The following is a 14,867-nucleotide window of genomic DNA, read 5'->3' on the forward strand; positions in this document are numbered from 1 at the left end:
GGCCTGACCGACAGAGAAGCCGGCCGGCCCCGATCCCCGCTCCCGGAGGGTTTTTCCGTGCCGGCTGGAACGCTGTACCGCGGCCGGGAAGGAATGTGGTCCTGGGTGGCTCACCGAGTCACCGGCGTCCTCATCTTCTTCTTCCTGTTCGTACACGTGCTGGACACCGCTCTCGTCCGCGTCTCACCCGAGGCGTACGACGAGGTCGTCGCGACCTACAAGACGCCGATCGTCGCTCTCCTCGAATACGGCCTCGTCGCTGCCATCCTCTTCCACGCGCTGAACGGCCTCAGGGTCATCGCCGTGGACTTCTGGTCCAAGGGCCCGCGCTACCAGAAGCAGATGCTCTGGACCGTCGTGGGCATCTGGGTCGTGCTGATGGCGGGCTCGATCTACCCCGTCCTCGGCCACGCCGCACGTGAACTGTTCGGGAGCTGACGCCAGACATGTCGACTGACACCTCCGCGATCGGTCCCGTCGAGGGCAGCGCCCACTACGACGTGGACAACCCCGCCCCGTACATCGAGGCCCCCCGCAAGCGCACCGGCAGGACCCCGCGGGCGACCCGCGGCAACTTCGAGATGGCCGCGTGGCTCTTCATGCGCCTCTCGGGCGTGGTCCTCGTCGTCCTGGTCCTCGGCCACCTGCTGATCCAGCTCTTCCTGGACGGCGGCGTCTCCAAGATCGGCTTCGCCTTCGTGGCCGGCCGCTGGGCGTCCCCGTTCTGGCAGGTCTGGGACCTGCTGATGCTGTGGCTGGCCATGCTCCACGGCGCCAACGGCCTCCGCACGGTCATCAACGACTACGCGGAGCGCGCCAACACGCGCCTGTGGCTCAAGGGCCTGCTGTACACCGCCACGGTGTTCACCATCCTTCTGGGCACGCTGGTGATCTTCACCTTCGACCCGAACATCCGCTAGGCACGGGGCTGAGGTAACCGCCATGAAGATCCACAAGTACGACACCGTCATCGTCGGCGCCGGTGGCGCCGGCATGCGCGCCGCCATCGAGGCGACGAAGCGCAGCCGCACCGCCGTCCTGACCAAGCTCTACCCCACCCGCTCCCACACGGGCGCCGCGCAGGGCGGCATGGCCGCCGCGCTCGCCAACGTGGAGGAGGACAACTGGGAGTGGCACACCTTCGACACGGTCAAGGGCGGTGACTACCTGGTCGACCAGGACGCCGCCGAGATCCTGGCGAAGGAGGCCATCGACGCCGTCCTCGACCTGGAGAAGATGGGCCTGCCGTTCAACCGGACCCCGGACGGCACCATCGACCAGCGCCGCTTCGGCGGCCACTCCCGCAACCACGGCGAGGCCCCGGTCCGCCGGTCCTGCTACGCCGCGGACCGCACCGGCCACATGATCCTCCAGACGCTGTACCAGAACTGCGTCAAGGAGGGCGTGGAGTTCTTCAACGAGTTCTACGTCCTGGACCAGCTGATCACCGAGGTCGACGGGGTCAAGCACTCCGCCGGTGTGGTCGCGTACGAGCTGGCCACCGGCGAGATCCACATCTTCCAGGCGAAGGCGGTCATCTACGCCTCCGGCGGCACCGGCAAGTTCTTCAAGGTGACGTCGAACGCCCACACCCTGACCGGTGACGGCCAGGCCGCCTGCTACCGCCGCGGCCTGCCCCTGGAGGACATGGAGTTCTTCCAGTTCCACCCGACGGGCATCTGGCGCATGGGCATCCTGCTGACGGAGGGCGCCCGCGGTGAGGGCGGCATCCTCCGCAACAAGGACGGCGAGCGCTTCATGGAGAAGTACGCGCCGGTCATGAAGGACCTCGCGTCCCGTGACGTCGTCTCCCGCTCCATCTACACGGAGATCCGCGAGGGCCGCGGCTGCGGTCCCGAGGGCGACCACGTCTACCTGGACCTGACGCACCTCCCGCCGGAGCAGCTCGACGCCAAGCTCCCGGACATCACCGAGTTCGCCCGTACGTACCTCGGCATCGAGCCGTACACGGACCCGATCCCGATCCAGCCCACCGCGCACTACGCCATGGGCGGCATCCCGACCAACGTCGAGGGTGAGGTCCTCGCGGACAACACCACCGTCGTCCCGGGTCTGTACGCGGCCGGCGAGGTCGCGTGCGTGTCGGTGCACGGCGCCAACCGCCTCGGCACCAACTCGCTCCTCGACATCAACGTCTTCGGGCGCCGGTCCGGCATCGCCGCGGCCGAGTACTCCGCCAAGGCCGACTTCGTCGAGCTGCCGGAGAACCCCGAGTCCCTGGTGGTCGAGCAGATCGAGCGGCTCCGCAACTCCACGGGCAACGAGCGGGTCGCCGACCTGCGCCGTGAGCTCCAGGAGACGATGGACGCCAACGTGATGGTGTTCCGTACGGAGCAGACCATCAAGACGGCCGTCGAGAAGATCGCCGAGCTGCGCGAGCGCTACAAGAACGTGTCCATCCAGGACAAGGGCAAGCGCTTCAACACCGACCTCCTGGAGGCCATCGAGCTGGGCAACCTGCTCGAACTGGCCGAGGTCATGGCCGTGTCGGCCCTGGCGCGCAAGGAGTCCCGCGGCGGTCACTACCGCGAGGACTACCCCAACCGCGACGACGTCAACTTCATGCGCCACACGATGGCGTACCGCGAGGTCGGCGAGGACGGCTCCGAGACCGTGCGTCTCGACTACAAGCCGGTCGTCCAGACCCGCTACCAGCCGATGGAGCGTAAGTACTGATGGCTACCCCCGTTCTGGACAAGGTGGAGAAGGACTCCGCGGCGTCCCCGTACATCACGGTCACCTTCCGGATCCGCCGCTTCAACCCCGAGATCTCGGACGCGGCGGTCTGGGAGGACTTCCCGATCGAGATCGACCCGAAGGAGCGCGTGCTCGACGGTCTCCACAAGATCAAGTGGGACGTCGACGGCACGCTGACCTTCCGCCGGTCGTGCGCGCACGGCATCTGCGGCTCGGACGCGATGCGGATCAACGGCAAGAACAGGCTCGCCTGCAAGACGCTGATCAAGGACATCAACCCCGAGAAGCCGATCACCGTCGAGCCCATCAAGGGCCTCACGGTGCTGAAGGACCTCGTGGTCGACATGGAGCCGTTCTTCCAGGCGTACCGGGACGTCATGCCGTTCCTGGTCACCAAGGGCAACGAGCCGACGCGCGAGCGCCGGCAGTCCGCCGAGGACCGCGAGCGCTTCGACGACACCACCAAGTGCATCCTGTGCGCCGCGTGCACGTCGTCCTGCCCGGTCTTCTGGAACGACGGCCAGTACTTCGGTCCGGCCGCGATCGTCAACGCGCACCGCTTCATCTTCGACTCGCGTGACGAGGCGGGCGAGCAGCGCCTGGAGATCCTGAACGACAAGGACGGCGTGTGGCGCTGCCGCACGACGTTCAACTGCACGGACGCCTGCCCGCGTGGCATCGAGATCACGAAGGCGATCCAGGAAGTGAAGCGCGCGCTGATCACGCGTCGTTTCTGACGCCTTCTCGGCTGCCGAAAGCCCGCTTCTGTACGCTGCGACGTGCAGAGGCGGGCTTTTTCGTGTGTGGAGGACGGGGACTGATGAGCGAGCCGAACCCTTACAAGGCGGGCGACTCCGGGAACTACGAGTGGGGCCCCGGCACTCCCGGCTACGGCTATCCGCAGGACGTCCCGCAGGCCGCCTCCCCGGGCGCCGGGTACCAGCCGACGCTGCCCGGCGGGGTGGTCGTGCCTCCGCAGTACGCGGCGACGGGCGGGGCGCCCGCGTTCGCGATCGGCGACATCAGCGTCGTCGGCGACCAGATCCTCACGCCGGCCGGGCCGATGCCGCTGAAGGGCGCGGTGTGGAACGCGGTCGACCTCTCCCGTACCGAGGAGAAGATCTCGACGGCCGGGATCGTGCTGGCCTGCCTCTTCGTCGCGGCCTGCGGTCTCGGCCTGCTGTTCCTGCTGATGAAGGAGCAGTCGACGACGGGCTTCGTGCAGGTCACGGTGAACAGCGGGGGCAGGCACCACTCGACGATGATCCCGGCGACCCGGCCGGACACCATCCACTGGGTGATGAGCCAGATCGGGTACGCCCGGACGCTCAGCTTCTGAGCGTCGGCGTCCCGGCGACGCCGACGAACAGGTCGACGTCCCGCAGGACTTCGGAGAGCACCAGCTCCGGCACCCGCTCCAGCGGTACCGGCTCGGACCGGGTGGTGTAGCCGCCGCCGCTCGCGTGCGCCTTATTGTGCTCGGCGTCCATCGGGTGGAAGCGGACCTGGTCGGTGGTGACGCGGGTGTAGGCGTACGAGGAGGTCAGGTCGCCGTCCCCGTCGCCGCCCGCGCCCTCGACCCAGAACTCGGCGCGCAGCCCCCACGCGGGCAGCTCGCGGTGGAGCGGCGGGTAGGAGTCGTCGACGCAGAGCCGCAGTTTCGCCGTCCAGCCGCGCCGGGCGGCGAGCGTGTTGAGCTGGTGCTGGCGCAGGACGTGCCCGGCGAAGCGGTGCGAGTGGTCGGCGGTGGCGCGCTCGGCGTCGGTGAGCGGGTACGTCTCGCGGTGGGCCTGCTTGAACGGCTGGGTGACGCCCAGCTCGTCGAGGCGCTCGCGCCAGGCGGCGACCTCCTCCTCGGGGCGGCCGAGGGGGTGCCAGAGGGTGATGCGCGCGTCGGGCCGGACGCACACCGGGTCGCCGTCGAGGGTGCGGCCGTCGAGCATCGGGGTCTCCGACTCGACCAGCCAGATCAGCCGGCGGGCGAGCGTGCCGACGAGCGGGTGGTCGTGGAGCCGGGTGCGCCAGGTGGCGTACGTCCAGGTGCGGCGGCCGAGGAACTGGCGGTCGAGGCGGTCGCTCTGGGCACTGAGCGCCTTCTCGATGTCCTTGGCGGAGGCCTTGATCTCCTTGAGGGCCTCGGCGTGGTCGCGGCGGACCTCCGCGGGAGCGGTGGCGACCTGCCGTCCCTCGGCGTTGGTCCAGACGATCCGGACCTTGGTGCCGTGGACCTCCAGGAGGCCGTGGGCGTCGCCGAGGCGGAGGTCGCGGCGGCCGACCGAGGTGAGGCCGTGGGCGGGGACGGCGAGTTCCTCGATCTCCTCGCGGCCGAGGCCGCGCGCGGCGGCCCGCGCGTCGAGGGCGGCGAGGAGCTGCTTCAGGGTGCCCTTGTGGGTGACCTTGGCGGAGAGCCGGGCGAGTTCGCCGAGGGCGGCCTCGTGGTCGGTGCGGGCGAGGGCGAGGACGGCCGCGTTGGCCACCTTCGGGCTGTGCGGGCCGATCCCGGGGACCTTGCGCAGGGAGGTCTCCACCAGGGCGCCCAGGGCCCGGACGGCGGCGGGGTCGGGCGGGAGGAGGGAGAGCAGCCAGGCGAGCCCCTTGAGGGCGTCGGCGTTGTGGACGTCGTACGTGCGGTTGTGGTCGTGCTCGCCCGCGTGCAGGTGCAGCGGGTGGGTGCGGGGCGCGCCGACGAGTCCGAGCCAGCGGACGGCCGCGTCCCGGACGTCCTCCGGCCTCCCGCCGCAGAGCGCGAGGGCGCCGGCGTCCCAGGCGGTGGTGGGGCGGGCGGAGGTGGCGGTGACGAGGTGGGCGAGGAGGCCTGCGGGCGCCTCCCCCATGGCCCGGTCGGCCCATGCCTCGCCGGGGCTGAGGACGGGGTCGGTGACGCGGTCCAGGAGCCTGACGAGGGCCTTGTCGGTGAGGTAGGCGGTGCGGGCGCTGCGGCGCATCAGGGCGACGAAGGTGCCGGGGAGGGTCCCGCCGCCGTCGAGTTCCTCGCGGGCGAGCCGGACCAGTTCGCGGGTGTCGTAGTACGCGTACTCGGCGCCGAGTTCGGTCATGCGCGCCTGGCGTGCGCAGGCGTCGCGCGCTCCCGGGGCCGTCTCGTCGACGGAGGTGACGTGTCCCATGCCGTGCAGCGTAGGGGCGGGGTACGACAACGGCCGGTGGGAGGGCCCGGGGAGGGGCGGAGGTCCAGGGGGCCTCAGACGTCCCAGTGGCGGGTGGTCCCGACCTCGGCCTCGATCATGACGCGGCGGAGCAGGTCGTTGAGGACGGTGCGCTCCTCGGGGGTGAGGACGCCGAGGAGGCGGGACTCCTCGTCGCCGAGGACGTCCATGGCGCCGAGCCAGGTGCGGTGGCCGGCGTCGGTGAGTTCGACGACGACGCGGCGGCGGTCGGTGGTGGAGGGCGTGCGGCGGACGAGGCCGCGCTTCTCCAGGGCGTCGAGGCGGCCGGTGACCGAGGCGGGGGCGAGGTCGAGGTCCTGGGCCAGTTCGGAGGGTGCTGCGCTGCCGCCGCGGCCGGCGAGTTTGTGGAGGGTGTCGAACTCGTGGCGTTCGAGGTCGAAGTCGACGAGGGACTGCTCGCGGACCCGGCGGAAGTGGACGGAGAGCTTCTTCATGCGGGTGACGGCGCCCTCGACGACGGGGTCGAGGCCGGGCAGGACGGGCTGCCAGCGGGCGACGTGCTCGTCGGTCCAGTCGCGCGGTTCGCGGGGTCCTCGCGGTTCCTCGGGGTGCGCCATGGAGCGATCGTACGTCGGCGGGGGCGCCTTCCCCCGGATCACCGACCCGGCGATCACCGCGCGGACACGCCGGGGGACCTGAGCCCGGAGGCGCGCGCCGGGGCCGCGGAGCCGGCGTCCGCGGAGCCGGCGTCCGCGGCCTCCGCGAGGAAGGCGGTGAGGAGGCGCGCGGTCTCCTCGGGACGCTCCAGGGCGGGGAGGTGACCGGCCCAGTCCAGGCGGAGGTGCCGGGCGCCGGGCAGGAGGCGGGCGAGGTCCTCGGCGAGGGCGCGGAAGTCGGGGACGTCGTGGGCTCCGGAGACGACGAGTGCCGGGGCCGTGATCCGCACGAGGTCCTCGGCCGTGACGCCCGCGTCGAGGGGGCCGTACTCCTCCGGTACGGCGAGCTGGACGTCGAAGGCGCGCCGCTGCATGGTCCGGACGCGGGCGCGCGCCTCGGGTCCGGCGTCGGGGCCGAGCCAGGTGCTGACGTTGAGCTCGACGGCGGCGTCGAGGTCGCCGGCGTCGAGGAGGGCCTCCTCGCGCGCGCCCCAGGCCCGCAGTTCCGGCCCGGGTTGGTGACCGGGGGCGCCGGAGCAGAGCAGCGCGAGCGCGGAGACGCGCTGCGGGTGGCGGGCGGCGAACTCCAGGGCCACCTCGCCGCCGAAGGAGGAACCCACGAGCGCGGCGCGGTCGGCGCCGAGGTGGTCGAGGAGGCCGCGGACGTCGTCGGCGTGGGTGTGCGGGGCGTCGACGGGGGTGTCGCCGAAGCCGCGCAGGTCGCAGCGGACGACGCGGTGCCCGGCGTCGGCCAGGGCGTGGAACTGTCCGTCCCACATCCGGCGGTCGCAGACCCCGGAGTGCAGCAGGACGACGGTCGAAGGGCCCGATCCGGCCAGGTCATGAAGAAGCGTCACCCGCCCGACCCTAGGCATCCACAGGGAGGGCCGCCATCCCTTTCCGGTGGCACGACTCTCGGACTTGAACACGTTCAAGAGGAGGTCTACAGTCATCACCGCCAGCATTTGAACGCGTTCAAGGGAGCGTGGGGCATGGACCTCACTGTCGTCGCGTACATCGTCTACCTGCTGATCGGCGTGGCCCTCACCATCTGGGTCGCGCGCACCCTCAGCCGCAACGGAAGGATCTTCCTCTCCGACGTGCTGCACGGGAACGAGAAGCTCGCGGACGCCGTCAACCACCTCCTCGTGGTCGGCTTCTACCTCGTCAACTTCGGCTTCGTCGCCCTCTACCTGAGCCAGGACGAAGCGGTCGTCGACGCCCGGGCCCTCTTCGAGGCCCTCTCCGTCAAGCTCGGCGTCGTCCTGCTCGTCCTCGGCGTCATGCACCTCGGCAACGTCTACGTCCTCAACAAGATCCGCCGCCGGGGCGTCATGGAGCGCGAACAGGTCCCGCCCGTCGGCCCGCAGGGCTGGACCACCACCCCCAAGGGCGGCCCCTGGGCCCCGCCCGCCCCGCAGGCCTGAGAGCGGGGGCCCGCCATGACGGCCACCCCCGTCGCCCGGACGGGCACCCCGGTGGGACGGCTGACCGTCCTGTACGACGCCGACTGCCCGCTCTGCGTGCACCTGCGGCACTGGCTGCTGCGCCAGCGGCAGCTCGTCCCGCTCGACCTCGTGCCGGCCGGTTCGCAGCAGGCCCGGCGCCTCTTCCCGGACCTCGACCACGCCGCCACCCTGCGGGAGATCACGGTGGTCGGGGACCGGGGCCAGGTCTACCGGGAGACCGCCGCCTGGATCGTCTGCCTCTGGGCCCTGGCCGAGCACCGGCCGAAGGCCCACTGGCTGGCCACCCCCGCCGGACAGCCCTTCGCCCGGATGACGGTCCTGGCCGCCGCACGGTGGCGCGAGGCCCTCAAGGGCCCGGAGTGCGGGGACGGGCGCTGCGAAGCACCCGGACCGCCCGACTAGGCTCGGTCCCGTGAAGGAAGAGAAGGAAGAGAAGAAGGCCCCCAAGAGCGAGCAGACCCGCACGCTCATCCTCGAAACCGCGCTCCGGCTGTTCAAGGAGCGCGGTTACGACAAGACGACGATGCGGGCCATCGCCCAGGAGGCCGGGGTCTCCGTCGGCAACGCCTACTACTACTTCTCCTCCAAGGAGCACCTCGTCCAGGGCTTCTACGACCGGATCGCCGAGGAGCACCAGGCGGCCGTCGAGCCCATCCTGACGGGCGGCGAGAAGGACCTCACGGCACGGATCCGCGGCGTCTACCTCGGCTGGCTGGACATCGCGGAGCCGTACCACGAGTTCGCCGCCCAGTTCTTCAAGAACGCCGCCGACCCCGACAGCCCGCTGAGCCCGTTCTCACCCGAGTCGGAGGGACCGCGCGAGGCGGCGATCGACGTCCACCGACGGGTCATCTCCGGCGCCTCGGTGAAGGTCGACCCGGAACTCGCCGAGGCGCTGCCGCAGTTGCTCTGGCTCCAGCAGATGGGCCTGGTGCTCTTCTGGGTGTACGACCGGTCGGAGGGCGCGGCCAACAGCCGGCGGCTCGTGGAACGGCTCGCGCCGGTGACCGCCCGGGCGATCTCGCTCTCCCGCTTCCGCATCCTGCGGCCGCTGGTGAAGGAGACGCACGAGCTGCTCGCGGACTTCATGCCGACGGCGGCCGGCATGGCCGCCTCGGGCAAGCCGCGCGCCCGGCAAGATCCGAAAGAGACGGCCTAGATCCAGTTGAGTTCCCAGAGGCGCCAGATGCCGGTGCCGTCGGAGAGGAGCTGGGAGCCGCCGACCGCCTCCGTGGAGAGGACGTAGTCCTTCTTCTGCCAGAGCGGGACCAGCGGGACCTCGGCCGCGACGACCCGCTGGATCTCCTTGAAGTCGGCGGTGGCCCGCGAGCGGTCGCCGAACTGCTGCGTCGAGGCGATCAGCGCGTCGATCCGCTTGTTCGAGAAGCCGTTGTGCAGGGTGTTCCCGGTGCCGACGAGCGGCGCGGTGAAGCTGTCGGAGTCGGGGAAGTCGGGCAGCCACCCGACGGTGTACATGTCGTAGGCACCGCGGGCGTACGCCTTCTGGAAGGTCTGCCAGTCGGCCTGGACGAGCTTCACCCTGAACAGGCCCGTCTCCTCCAGCTGCCGCTTGATCTCGGCGGTCTCCGCGGCGTACGTGTCGCCCTCGCGGTAGCCGAAGGTGAAGCTCACCGGCGTGTCGACGCCGGCGTCGCGCAGCAGCCGCCTCGCCTTCGCGGCGTCCGGCGCCGGGTCGGCGTCGAAGAACGCGGTGCTGTGGCCGAGGAAGCCCTGCGGGATGAGCGAGTAGAGCGGCTCGACCGTGCCCTGGTAGGCGTCGGTGGTGATGGCCGGGCGGTCGATGACGGCGGCGACGGCCTGCCGTACGGCCTTCGTGGCCATCGGCCTGCCGGGCCGTACGTTGAAGTTGATGTTGCGGATCTCGGCGCTCTCCGCCTCGGTGAGCCGCGTGCCGTCCTTGGTCTCCAGGGTGGAGAGGAACTCCGGCGGCAGCTGCCGGTGGGTCACCTGGACCTGCCTCGACTTCCACGCGTCGGCGAGCTGCTGGGACTGCTTGTAGTAGTGCACCCGGACCGTGGAGCCGGTCTTCGTGAGGGCGCCGCGGTACGCGGGGTTGGCCTCCAGGAGGGCGGACGACCCCCGCTTGTACTCCTTGAGGAGGTACGGGCCGGAGCCGTCGACCCCGTTGTCCTTGCGCAGCGCGTCGGCCGGGTACCGCTCGCGGTCGACGATCGACCCGGCGCCGGTCGCCAGCTTCAGCGGGAAGGTGGCGTCCCGCCCGCTCAGGTTGAACGTGACCGTACGGCCGTCGGCGACGACGTTCCTCAGGGTCGGGAAGAGCGGCCACGGACCGACGTCCGCCTTGATGCGCAGCATCCGCTCGAAGGAGTACCGGACGTCCTCCGCCGTCACCTTGCGGCCGCTGGAGAAGGTGAGGTCGTCACGGAGCACGCACTGGTACGTGGTGAGCTTCGCGCCGACGAACTTGCAGCTCTCGGCGGCGTCCGGGACGGGCGTCGGCAGGCCGGGCTTGAAGGTGAGCAGCGACTGGAAGACGTTGCTGTACATCGCCCAGGAGCCGGCGTCGTAGGCACCCGCCGGGTCGAGGGACGTGACCTCGTCGGTCGTGCCGACGCCGATCGGATCGGTCCGGGCCTCGTCGGACGGGAGGAGTTGCCAGCCCCCGACTCCGGCGACGACGAGTACTCCACAAGTGATGAGGATCCGCAGACGGACCGTCGACCGCATTGCCGTGCTTCCTTTTTTCGAACCACCCCAGGCACGACGGCCCCCGGAATCGTCGCGATGGCGTCACCCAATCACACGGCCTTCACGAGGGGAAGGGAAAAGCTTCACACGACGGACAGATGTCCGGGAAAAGCGAATTTAAGCCGATGAGCAGCCCGTATCGACGGGGGCGCGGGGAGTGACTGATCCCGTTCCGGCCCGTTTGTTCGACCCGTCGGCCGCCCCTCTGCTCCTGCGCCCCGCGGGTCAGGCCTGCTTCGAGGCGAGTTCGACGACGGTGATGTCGGACGGTGCCCCGACCCGGACCGGCGGTCCCCACGCGCCCGCGCCCCGCGACACGTACAGCTGGGTGTCGCCGTAGCGCTCCAGGCCCGCCACGGTCGGATTGGCCAGCTCGGCCAGGAAGTTGCCGGGCCACAGCTGTCCGCCGTGGGTGTGGCCGGAGAGCTGGAGGTCGACCCCGTGGCGTACGGCGTCGTGGACGACGATCGGCTGGTGCGCGAGGAGGACGGCGGCGCGCGCCCGGTCGCGGTCGCCGAGGGCGCGGCCGAAGTCCGGGCCCCGGCCCTCGCTCTCGCCGGCCACGTCGTCGACCCCGGCGAGGTCGAAGCCCGCGGCGATCTCCAGGCGCTCGTTGCGCAGCGGGCGCAGGCCGAGTTCGCGGACGTGGTCGACCCAGGCGTCGGCGCCGGAGAAGTACTCGTGGTTGCCGGTGACGAAGAAGGAGCCGTGCCGGGCGCGGAGGCGGGCGAGCGGCTCGGCGGCGGGGCCGAGGTTCTCGACCGTCCCGTCGACGAGGTCGCCGACGACCGCGATCAGGTCGGGCTGGGTGGCGTTGATCGCGTCGACGATCCGCTGCGTGTGGGCGCGGCCGAGGATCGGACCCAGGTGGATGTCGGAGACGACGGCGATCCGGTAACCGTGCGCGGCGCGCGGCAGCTTGGCGAGCGGGACGGTGACCCGCTTCACGCGGGGGCCGCGCAGCACGCCGTACGTGCCGTACGCGACGGTGCCCGCGGCGACGGCGGCCGCGGCGCCGCCGACGACGCGCGAGACGAAGAGCCGCCGGGAGACCTCCCGGTCGGGGGCGGAGGGGGTCCCGGGGACCTCGGACGGGGCTTCGGGGGGCGAGGGGGCCGCGGGCGGCTCCGTGGCCGGGGCGGGGGCAGGGGCCGGGGCCGGGGCCGAGGGGACGACGGTGAGGGGCGCCGTCTCGGCGGCGGTGACGGCGGGCTGGGCCGCGGCGCGGTCCCTGCGGGCCGGCCAGGCGCGCAGGACGGGCCGGACCGCCTCGCCGACCACCAGGGCCAGGACGACGTACAGGAGCAGCGCGAGCCAGAGGAAGCCGGGCCAGGCGACCGTCTGCTGGAACCAGAAGGGGGCGCCCGCCCGGGCGGAGACCAGGGCGGCCAGTGAGAGCAGCGGCAGCGCGACGACGGCCGCCGTCCCCAGGCGGCGCGCGACCCCGCCGGGCGCCGTGACGTCGCGCACGAGGCGGCGCCAGACGTACCAGTGGACCCCGCCGAGCAAGGCGAGGACCACGACCAGGACCAGCACGAAGACGACCACGCCCCGAACCCCCTCTTCTTCTCTCCCGCTCCGCCGCTATCGCGCGGAGTTCTCGCCCGCGGCACCGGCCCCGGTGTCGTCGGCGCGGTGCGCGGCACGCAGCCCACGCAACCCGATCACTCCGATCACCGTCCCCAAGACAAAGGACGTGACGGCGAGCAGCAGATGAACCCAGAAGTAGGCCGTCGGGTCGCCCGCGTCGTCGAAGGCGAGCCCGCTCCCGTCGTTCCAGAGGTTCTTGACGAAGGTGACCCAGATGAACCAGGACCACACCCCGAACGCGAGCAGGAACCAGGAGACGCGGCGGCTGAGCTTCATGAACCCAGTATCACCGTCCGCCCCTCGCGCCCCGCGTCCGGGTGGACGGGCGCGGACGAACCGCCCGGCGGTGTTCGGTTCCTTGTTCCCTACCGGTACGTTCTCGACCGTGTCTGCATCGAAGAAGACTGCCTGGGCGATCACTGCTGCCCTGTTGCTGCCGCTGGTCGCCGCCGTTCCCGCCCACGCGGACGGGAAGGACCCCAAGGACAAGCAGCCCAAGCCGCCCGCCCAGATGTCGAAGGTCGGCGGTGACCGGCTCGGCAGGCCCGGCACCCAGGTGACGCTGCTCCCCGGTGCCCCGGTGCTCCCGAAGGAGCTGTCCGCCCGGTCCTGGATCGTCGCGGACGCGGAGAGCGGCGCGGTCCTCGCCGCGCACAACGCGCACTGGCCGCTGGCGCCCGCCTCCACGCTCAAGATGCTCTTCGCGGACGCCCTGCTGCCGAAGTTCGCGAACAAGACGCAGAACCACCTGGTGCGGGCCGAGGACCTGGCCGGGATCGGCTCCGGTTCCAGTCTCGTCGGCCTCAAGGAGAAGCAGACCTACAGCGTCCGCGACCTGTGGCTCGGCGTCTTCCTGCGCTCCGGGAACGACGCCGTGCACGTCCTGTCGCGGATGAACAACGGCATCCCGCAGACCGTGAAGGACATGAACGACCGCGCGCTCGAACTGCAGGCGCTCGACACCCGCGTGGTCACCCCGGACGGTTACGACGCGCCGGGCCAGGTCTCCTCCGCCTACGACCTCACGCTCATCGCCCGCAGCGGCATGCAGAATCCGGACTTCCGGGAGTACGCGGCCACCCCGCGCGCCGCCTTCCCCGGCGAGGCGAAGCCCGGCAAGAAGCGCGGGACCTTCGAGATCCAGAACACCAACCGGCTGCTCACCGGAGACTTCGGCGTCGCCCCGTACCAGGGCATCGCCGGGGTCAAGAACGGCAACACCACGCACGCCGGGGCGACCTTCACGGGTGTCGCCGAGCGCAACGGCAAGGTGCTCCTCGTCACCGTGATGAACCCGTCCTCGAAGGAGCAGCACGCGGTCTACCGTGAGGCGGCCCGGCTGCTCGACTGGGGCTTCGCGGCGGCCGGGAAGGTCACCCCGGTGGGCGAGCTGGTGCCGCCGCGGTCCGTCCGCACGGGCGGCGGGGCCGACGGCGACGCCCCCGCGGCCGGCAACGCCCACGCGACGGTGCCGCCCGCCGGTGACGGTGCGGGCACCGGTGGCGGGGCCGTCGCCGCGGCCGAGGAGCGGTCCGGCGGGGTCGGCATCGCGCTCGCCGTGGCGGGCGCGGTGCTGATGGCGCTCGCCGCCGCGGTCTTCCTCGTCAACCGGCGCTGGCCGCTGGCCGTTCAGGGGCCCGGTCGCCGTCGGCCGTCGGACGACGGTCCGGATCCCGACGTGAACCCGTAGCGGTCCAGGCGGCGCAGAGGAGCAGCAGCTTCGCGGTGAGGTTGATCCACAGGAGCAGGGCGACCGGCACGCCGAACGCCCCGTACATCGACTTCGCCGCGACCCCCTTCATGTAGCCGCCGAGCAGCAGCTTCAGGAGCTCGAAGCCGACGGCGCCGATGAGCGCGGCGACGACGAGGTCGCGGCGGCGCGGCTCGACGCCCGGCAGCAGCGTCAGCACGTACAGCAGGATCAGGAAGTCGGCGACGACGGCGACGCAGACGGCGGCGGTCTGGAGCAGGATCCCGCCCGCGCCGCCGTCCGGGATGCCGAGCCGGTCGGCGCTCCAGCCGACGGCGGAGGAGCCGAGCCAGGAGGCGGCGAGCGAGGCGAGGGCGACCCCGCCGAGACCGACGAGGACGAGCGCGTCCTTGCCCTTGAGCAGGATCGGGTTGCCCTCGATGTCGTCGAGCCCCCAGACGGCGCGCAGGCACTCCCGCATCGAGCCGATCCAGCTGATGCCGGTGGCGAGGAGGAGCGCTCCGGCGACGAGCCCGACGGTGCCGGCGTTGGCGACGAGCGCGCCGATGTCGAGCTGGTCCGAGATGCCGGGCACCTGGTCGCCGATCTGCTCCTCGATCCGGCGGAGCTGTGCGTCGCTGAGCAGGGCGGCGCCGACGGCCGCGGTGACGGTGATCAGCGGGAAGAGGGCGAGGAAGGAGAGGAAGGTGATCGCCGCGGCGAGCCGGGTCCAGTGGACCTCGTCGAGCGTCTCGTACGAGCGCCAGAGGTGCGTCCGCATGAGGCGGACGACCCAGGGGCCGATGACGGGCAGCTTCGTCAGCCAGTCCATGTGGTGCGCGTCCCCTCGTTCCTGACGACCGTCCGACGCCCGACGACGCCCGCCGGT

Annotated in this window: 16 protein-coding genes; 9 read left to right on the top strand and 7 right to left on the bottom strand. The window is 71.5% G+C overall.

The features are described 5' to 3' along the window. Positions 1 to 57: 57 nt before the first annotated feature. From sdhC to ACWDVG_RS06340, 5 genes are all read left to right on the top strand, one after another. On the top strand, positions 58 to 438 hold the full coding sequence (gene sdhC, locus ACWDVG_RS06320) for a succinate dehydrogenase, cytochrome b556 subunit (RefSeq protein WP_189948009.1): 381 nt from the start codon (positions 58 to 60) through the stop codon (positions 436 to 438). An 8-nt stretch (positions 439 to 446) separates the two neighbouring features. Beyond that, positions 447 to 920 (top strand): succinate dehydrogenase hydrophobic membrane anchor subunit, encoded by a 474-nt coding sequence (locus ACWDVG_RS06325; RefSeq protein WP_451696724.1) that lies wholly within the window; start codon positions 447 to 449, stop codon positions 918 to 920. A gap of 22 nt (positions 921 to 942) precedes the next feature. Beyond that, complete coding sequence (gene sdhA / locus ACWDVG_RS06330) at positions 943 to 2,697, top strand: succinate dehydrogenase flavoprotein subunit (protein WP_451696726.1); 1,755 nt, start codon at positions 943 to 945, stop codon at positions 2,695 to 2,697. Then, positions 2,697 to 3,455 carry a succinate dehydrogenase iron-sulfur subunit gene (locus ACWDVG_RS06335; protein WP_451696727.1) on the top strand — a complete coding sequence of 253 codons (759 nt, stop codon included), beginning with the start codon at positions 2,697 to 2,699 and terminating at the stop codon, positions 3,453 to 3,455. The genes sdhA and ACWDVG_RS06335 overlap by 1 nt, the downstream gene beginning before the upstream one ends. Before the next feature lie 83 nt (positions 3,456 to 3,538). Then, a complete protein-coding gene (locus ACWDVG_RS06340; protein ID WP_451696729.1) occupies positions 3,539 to 4,057 on the top strand; it encodes a hypothetical protein in 519 nt (172 codons plus the stop codon). Here the strand turns inward: ACWDVG_RS06340 and ACWDVG_RS06345 are convergent. From ACWDVG_RS06345 to ACWDVG_RS06355, 3 genes are all read right to left on the bottom strand, one after another. Beyond that, on the bottom strand, positions 4,047 to 5,843 hold the full coding sequence (locus ACWDVG_RS06345; RefSeq protein ID WP_451696731.1) for a DUF4132 domain-containing protein: 1,797 nt from the start codon (positions 5,841 to 5,843) through the stop codon (positions 4,047 to 4,049). The two genes, ACWDVG_RS06340 and ACWDVG_RS06345, sit on opposite strands and share 11 nt — an antisense overlap. A 74-nt stretch (positions 5,844 to 5,917) precedes the next feature. After that, positions 5,918 to 6,460, bottom strand: coding sequence for a MarR family winged helix-turn-helix transcriptional regulator (locus ACWDVG_RS06350; protein ID WP_451696733.1), 543 nt, complete (start codon positions 6,458 to 6,460; stop codon positions 5,918 to 5,920). Positions 6,461 to 6,513: 53 nt separating this feature from the next. Beyond that, positions 6,514 to 7,356 carry an alpha/beta fold hydrolase gene (locus tag ACWDVG_RS06355; RefSeq protein WP_451696735.1) on the bottom strand — a complete coding sequence of 281 codons (843 nt, stop codon included), beginning with the start codon at positions 7,354 to 7,356 and terminating at the stop codon, positions 6,514 to 6,516. A 135-nt stretch (positions 7,357 to 7,491) separates the two neighbouring features. Here ACWDVG_RS06355 and ACWDVG_RS06360 point away from each other — a divergent pair, with 135 nt between their 5' ends. From ACWDVG_RS06360 to ACWDVG_RS06370, 3 genes are read left to right on the top strand one after another with little or no spacing between them, the layout of a single operon-like run. Further along, positions 7,492 to 7,926 carry a hypothetical protein gene (locus tag ACWDVG_RS06360; protein WP_451696737.1) on the top strand — a complete coding sequence of 145 codons (435 nt, stop codon included), beginning with the start codon at positions 7,492 to 7,494 and terminating at the stop codon, positions 7,924 to 7,926. A gap of 15 nt (positions 7,927 to 7,941) precedes the next feature. Next, positions 7,942 to 8,370 (top strand): thiol-disulfide oxidoreductase DCC family protein, encoded by a 429-nt coding sequence (locus ACWDVG_RS06365; protein WP_451696739.1) that lies wholly within the window; start codon positions 7,942 to 7,944, stop codon positions 8,368 to 8,370. Positions 8,371 to 8,380: 10 nt separating this feature from the next. Further along, complete coding sequence (locus ACWDVG_RS06370) at positions 8,381 to 9,127, top strand: TetR family transcriptional regulator (RefSeq protein WP_451696740.1); 747 nt, start codon at positions 8,381 to 8,383, stop codon at positions 9,125 to 9,127. On the opposite strand, the gene ACWDVG_RS06375 is transcribed toward ACWDVG_RS06370, so the two are convergent. The 3 genes from ACWDVG_RS06375 to ACWDVG_RS06385 all read right to left on the bottom strand — a co-directional run bounded on the left by ACWDVG_RS06375 (position 9,124) and on the right by ACWDVG_RS06385 (position 12,564). Continuing rightward, positions 9,124 to 10,677, bottom strand: a complete 1,554-nt coding sequence (locus ACWDVG_RS06375) for an ABC transporter substrate-binding protein (protein ID WP_451696742.1) — start codon at positions 10,675 to 10,677, stop codon at positions 9,124 to 9,126. The two genes, ACWDVG_RS06370 and ACWDVG_RS06375, sit on opposite strands and share 4 nt — an antisense overlap. Before the next feature lie 246 nt (positions 10,678 to 10,923). Next, positions 10,924 to 12,246, bottom strand: coding sequence for a metallophosphoesterase (locus tag ACWDVG_RS06380; RefSeq protein ID WP_451696743.1), 1,323 nt, complete (start codon positions 12,244 to 12,246; stop codon positions 10,924 to 10,926). Positions 12,247 to 12,282: 36 nt separating this feature from the next. After that, on the bottom strand, positions 12,283 to 12,564 hold the full coding sequence (locus ACWDVG_RS06385) for an SCO4848 family membrane protein (protein WP_451696745.1): 282 nt from the start codon (positions 12,562 to 12,564) through the stop codon (positions 12,283 to 12,285). Positions 12,565 to 12,673: 109 nt separating this feature from the next. Between ACWDVG_RS06385 and ACWDVG_RS06390 the strand changes: the two genes are divergently transcribed. Next, on the top strand, positions 12,674 to 13,978 hold the full coding sequence (locus ACWDVG_RS06390; protein WP_451696746.1) for a D-alanyl-D-alanine carboxypeptidase family protein: 1,305 nt from the start codon (positions 12,674 to 12,676) through the stop codon (positions 13,976 to 13,978). Here the strand turns inward: ACWDVG_RS06390 and ACWDVG_RS06395 are convergent. Continuing rightward, complete coding sequence (locus ACWDVG_RS06395) at positions 13,893 to 14,810, bottom strand: YihY/virulence factor BrkB family protein (protein WP_451696747.1); 918 nt, start codon at positions 14,808 to 14,810, stop codon at positions 13,893 to 13,895. The genes ACWDVG_RS06390 and ACWDVG_RS06395 overlap by 86 nt on opposite strands. Between the last annotated feature and the right edge of the window lie 57 nt (positions 14,811 to 14,867).

This window comes from Streptomyces sp. NPDC003327 (assembly GCF_053589515.1).

Coding starts and splice junctions, on each gene's coding strand:
- ACWDVG_RS06325 (WP_451696724.1), top strand. CDS start 447: ATGTCGACTGACACCTCCGCGATCGGTCCCGTCGAGGGCAGCGCCCAC.
- sdhA (WP_451696726.1), top strand. CDS start 943: ATGAAGATCCACAAGTACGACACCGTCATCGTCGGCGCCGGTGGCGCC.
- ACWDVG_RS06335 (WP_451696727.1), top strand. CDS start 2,697: ATGGCTACCCCCGTTCTGGACAAGGTGGAGAAGGACTCCGCGGCGTCC.
- ACWDVG_RS06340 (WP_451696729.1), top strand. CDS start 3,539: ATGAGCGAGCCGAACCCTTACAAGGCGGGCGACTCCGGGAACTACGAG.
- ACWDVG_RS06345 (WP_451696731.1), bottom strand. CDS start 5,843: ATGGGACACGTCACCTCCGTCGACGAGACGGCCCCGGGAGCGCGCGAC.
- ACWDVG_RS06350 (WP_451696733.1), bottom strand. CDS start 6,460: ATGGCGCACCCCGAGGAACCGCGAGGACCCCGCGAACCGCGCGACTGG.
- ACWDVG_RS06360 (WP_451696737.1), top strand. CDS start 7,492: ATGGACCTCACTGTCGTCGCGTACATCGTCTACCTGCTGATCGGCGTG.
- ACWDVG_RS06365 (WP_451696739.1), top strand. CDS start 7,942: ATGACGGCCACCCCCGTCGCCCGGACGGGCACCCCGGTGGGACGGCTG.
- ACWDVG_RS06375 (WP_451696742.1), bottom strand. CDS start 10,677: ATGCGGTCGACGGTCCGTCTGCGGATCCTCATCACTTGTGGAGTACTC.
- ACWDVG_RS06385 (WP_451696745.1), bottom strand. CDS start 12,564: ATGAAGCTCAGCCGCCGCGTCTCCTGGTTCCTGCTCGCGTTCGGGGTG.
- ACWDVG_RS06395 (WP_451696747.1), bottom strand. CDS start 14,810: ATGGACTGGCTGACGAAGCTGCCCGTCATCGGCCCCTGGGTCGTCCGC.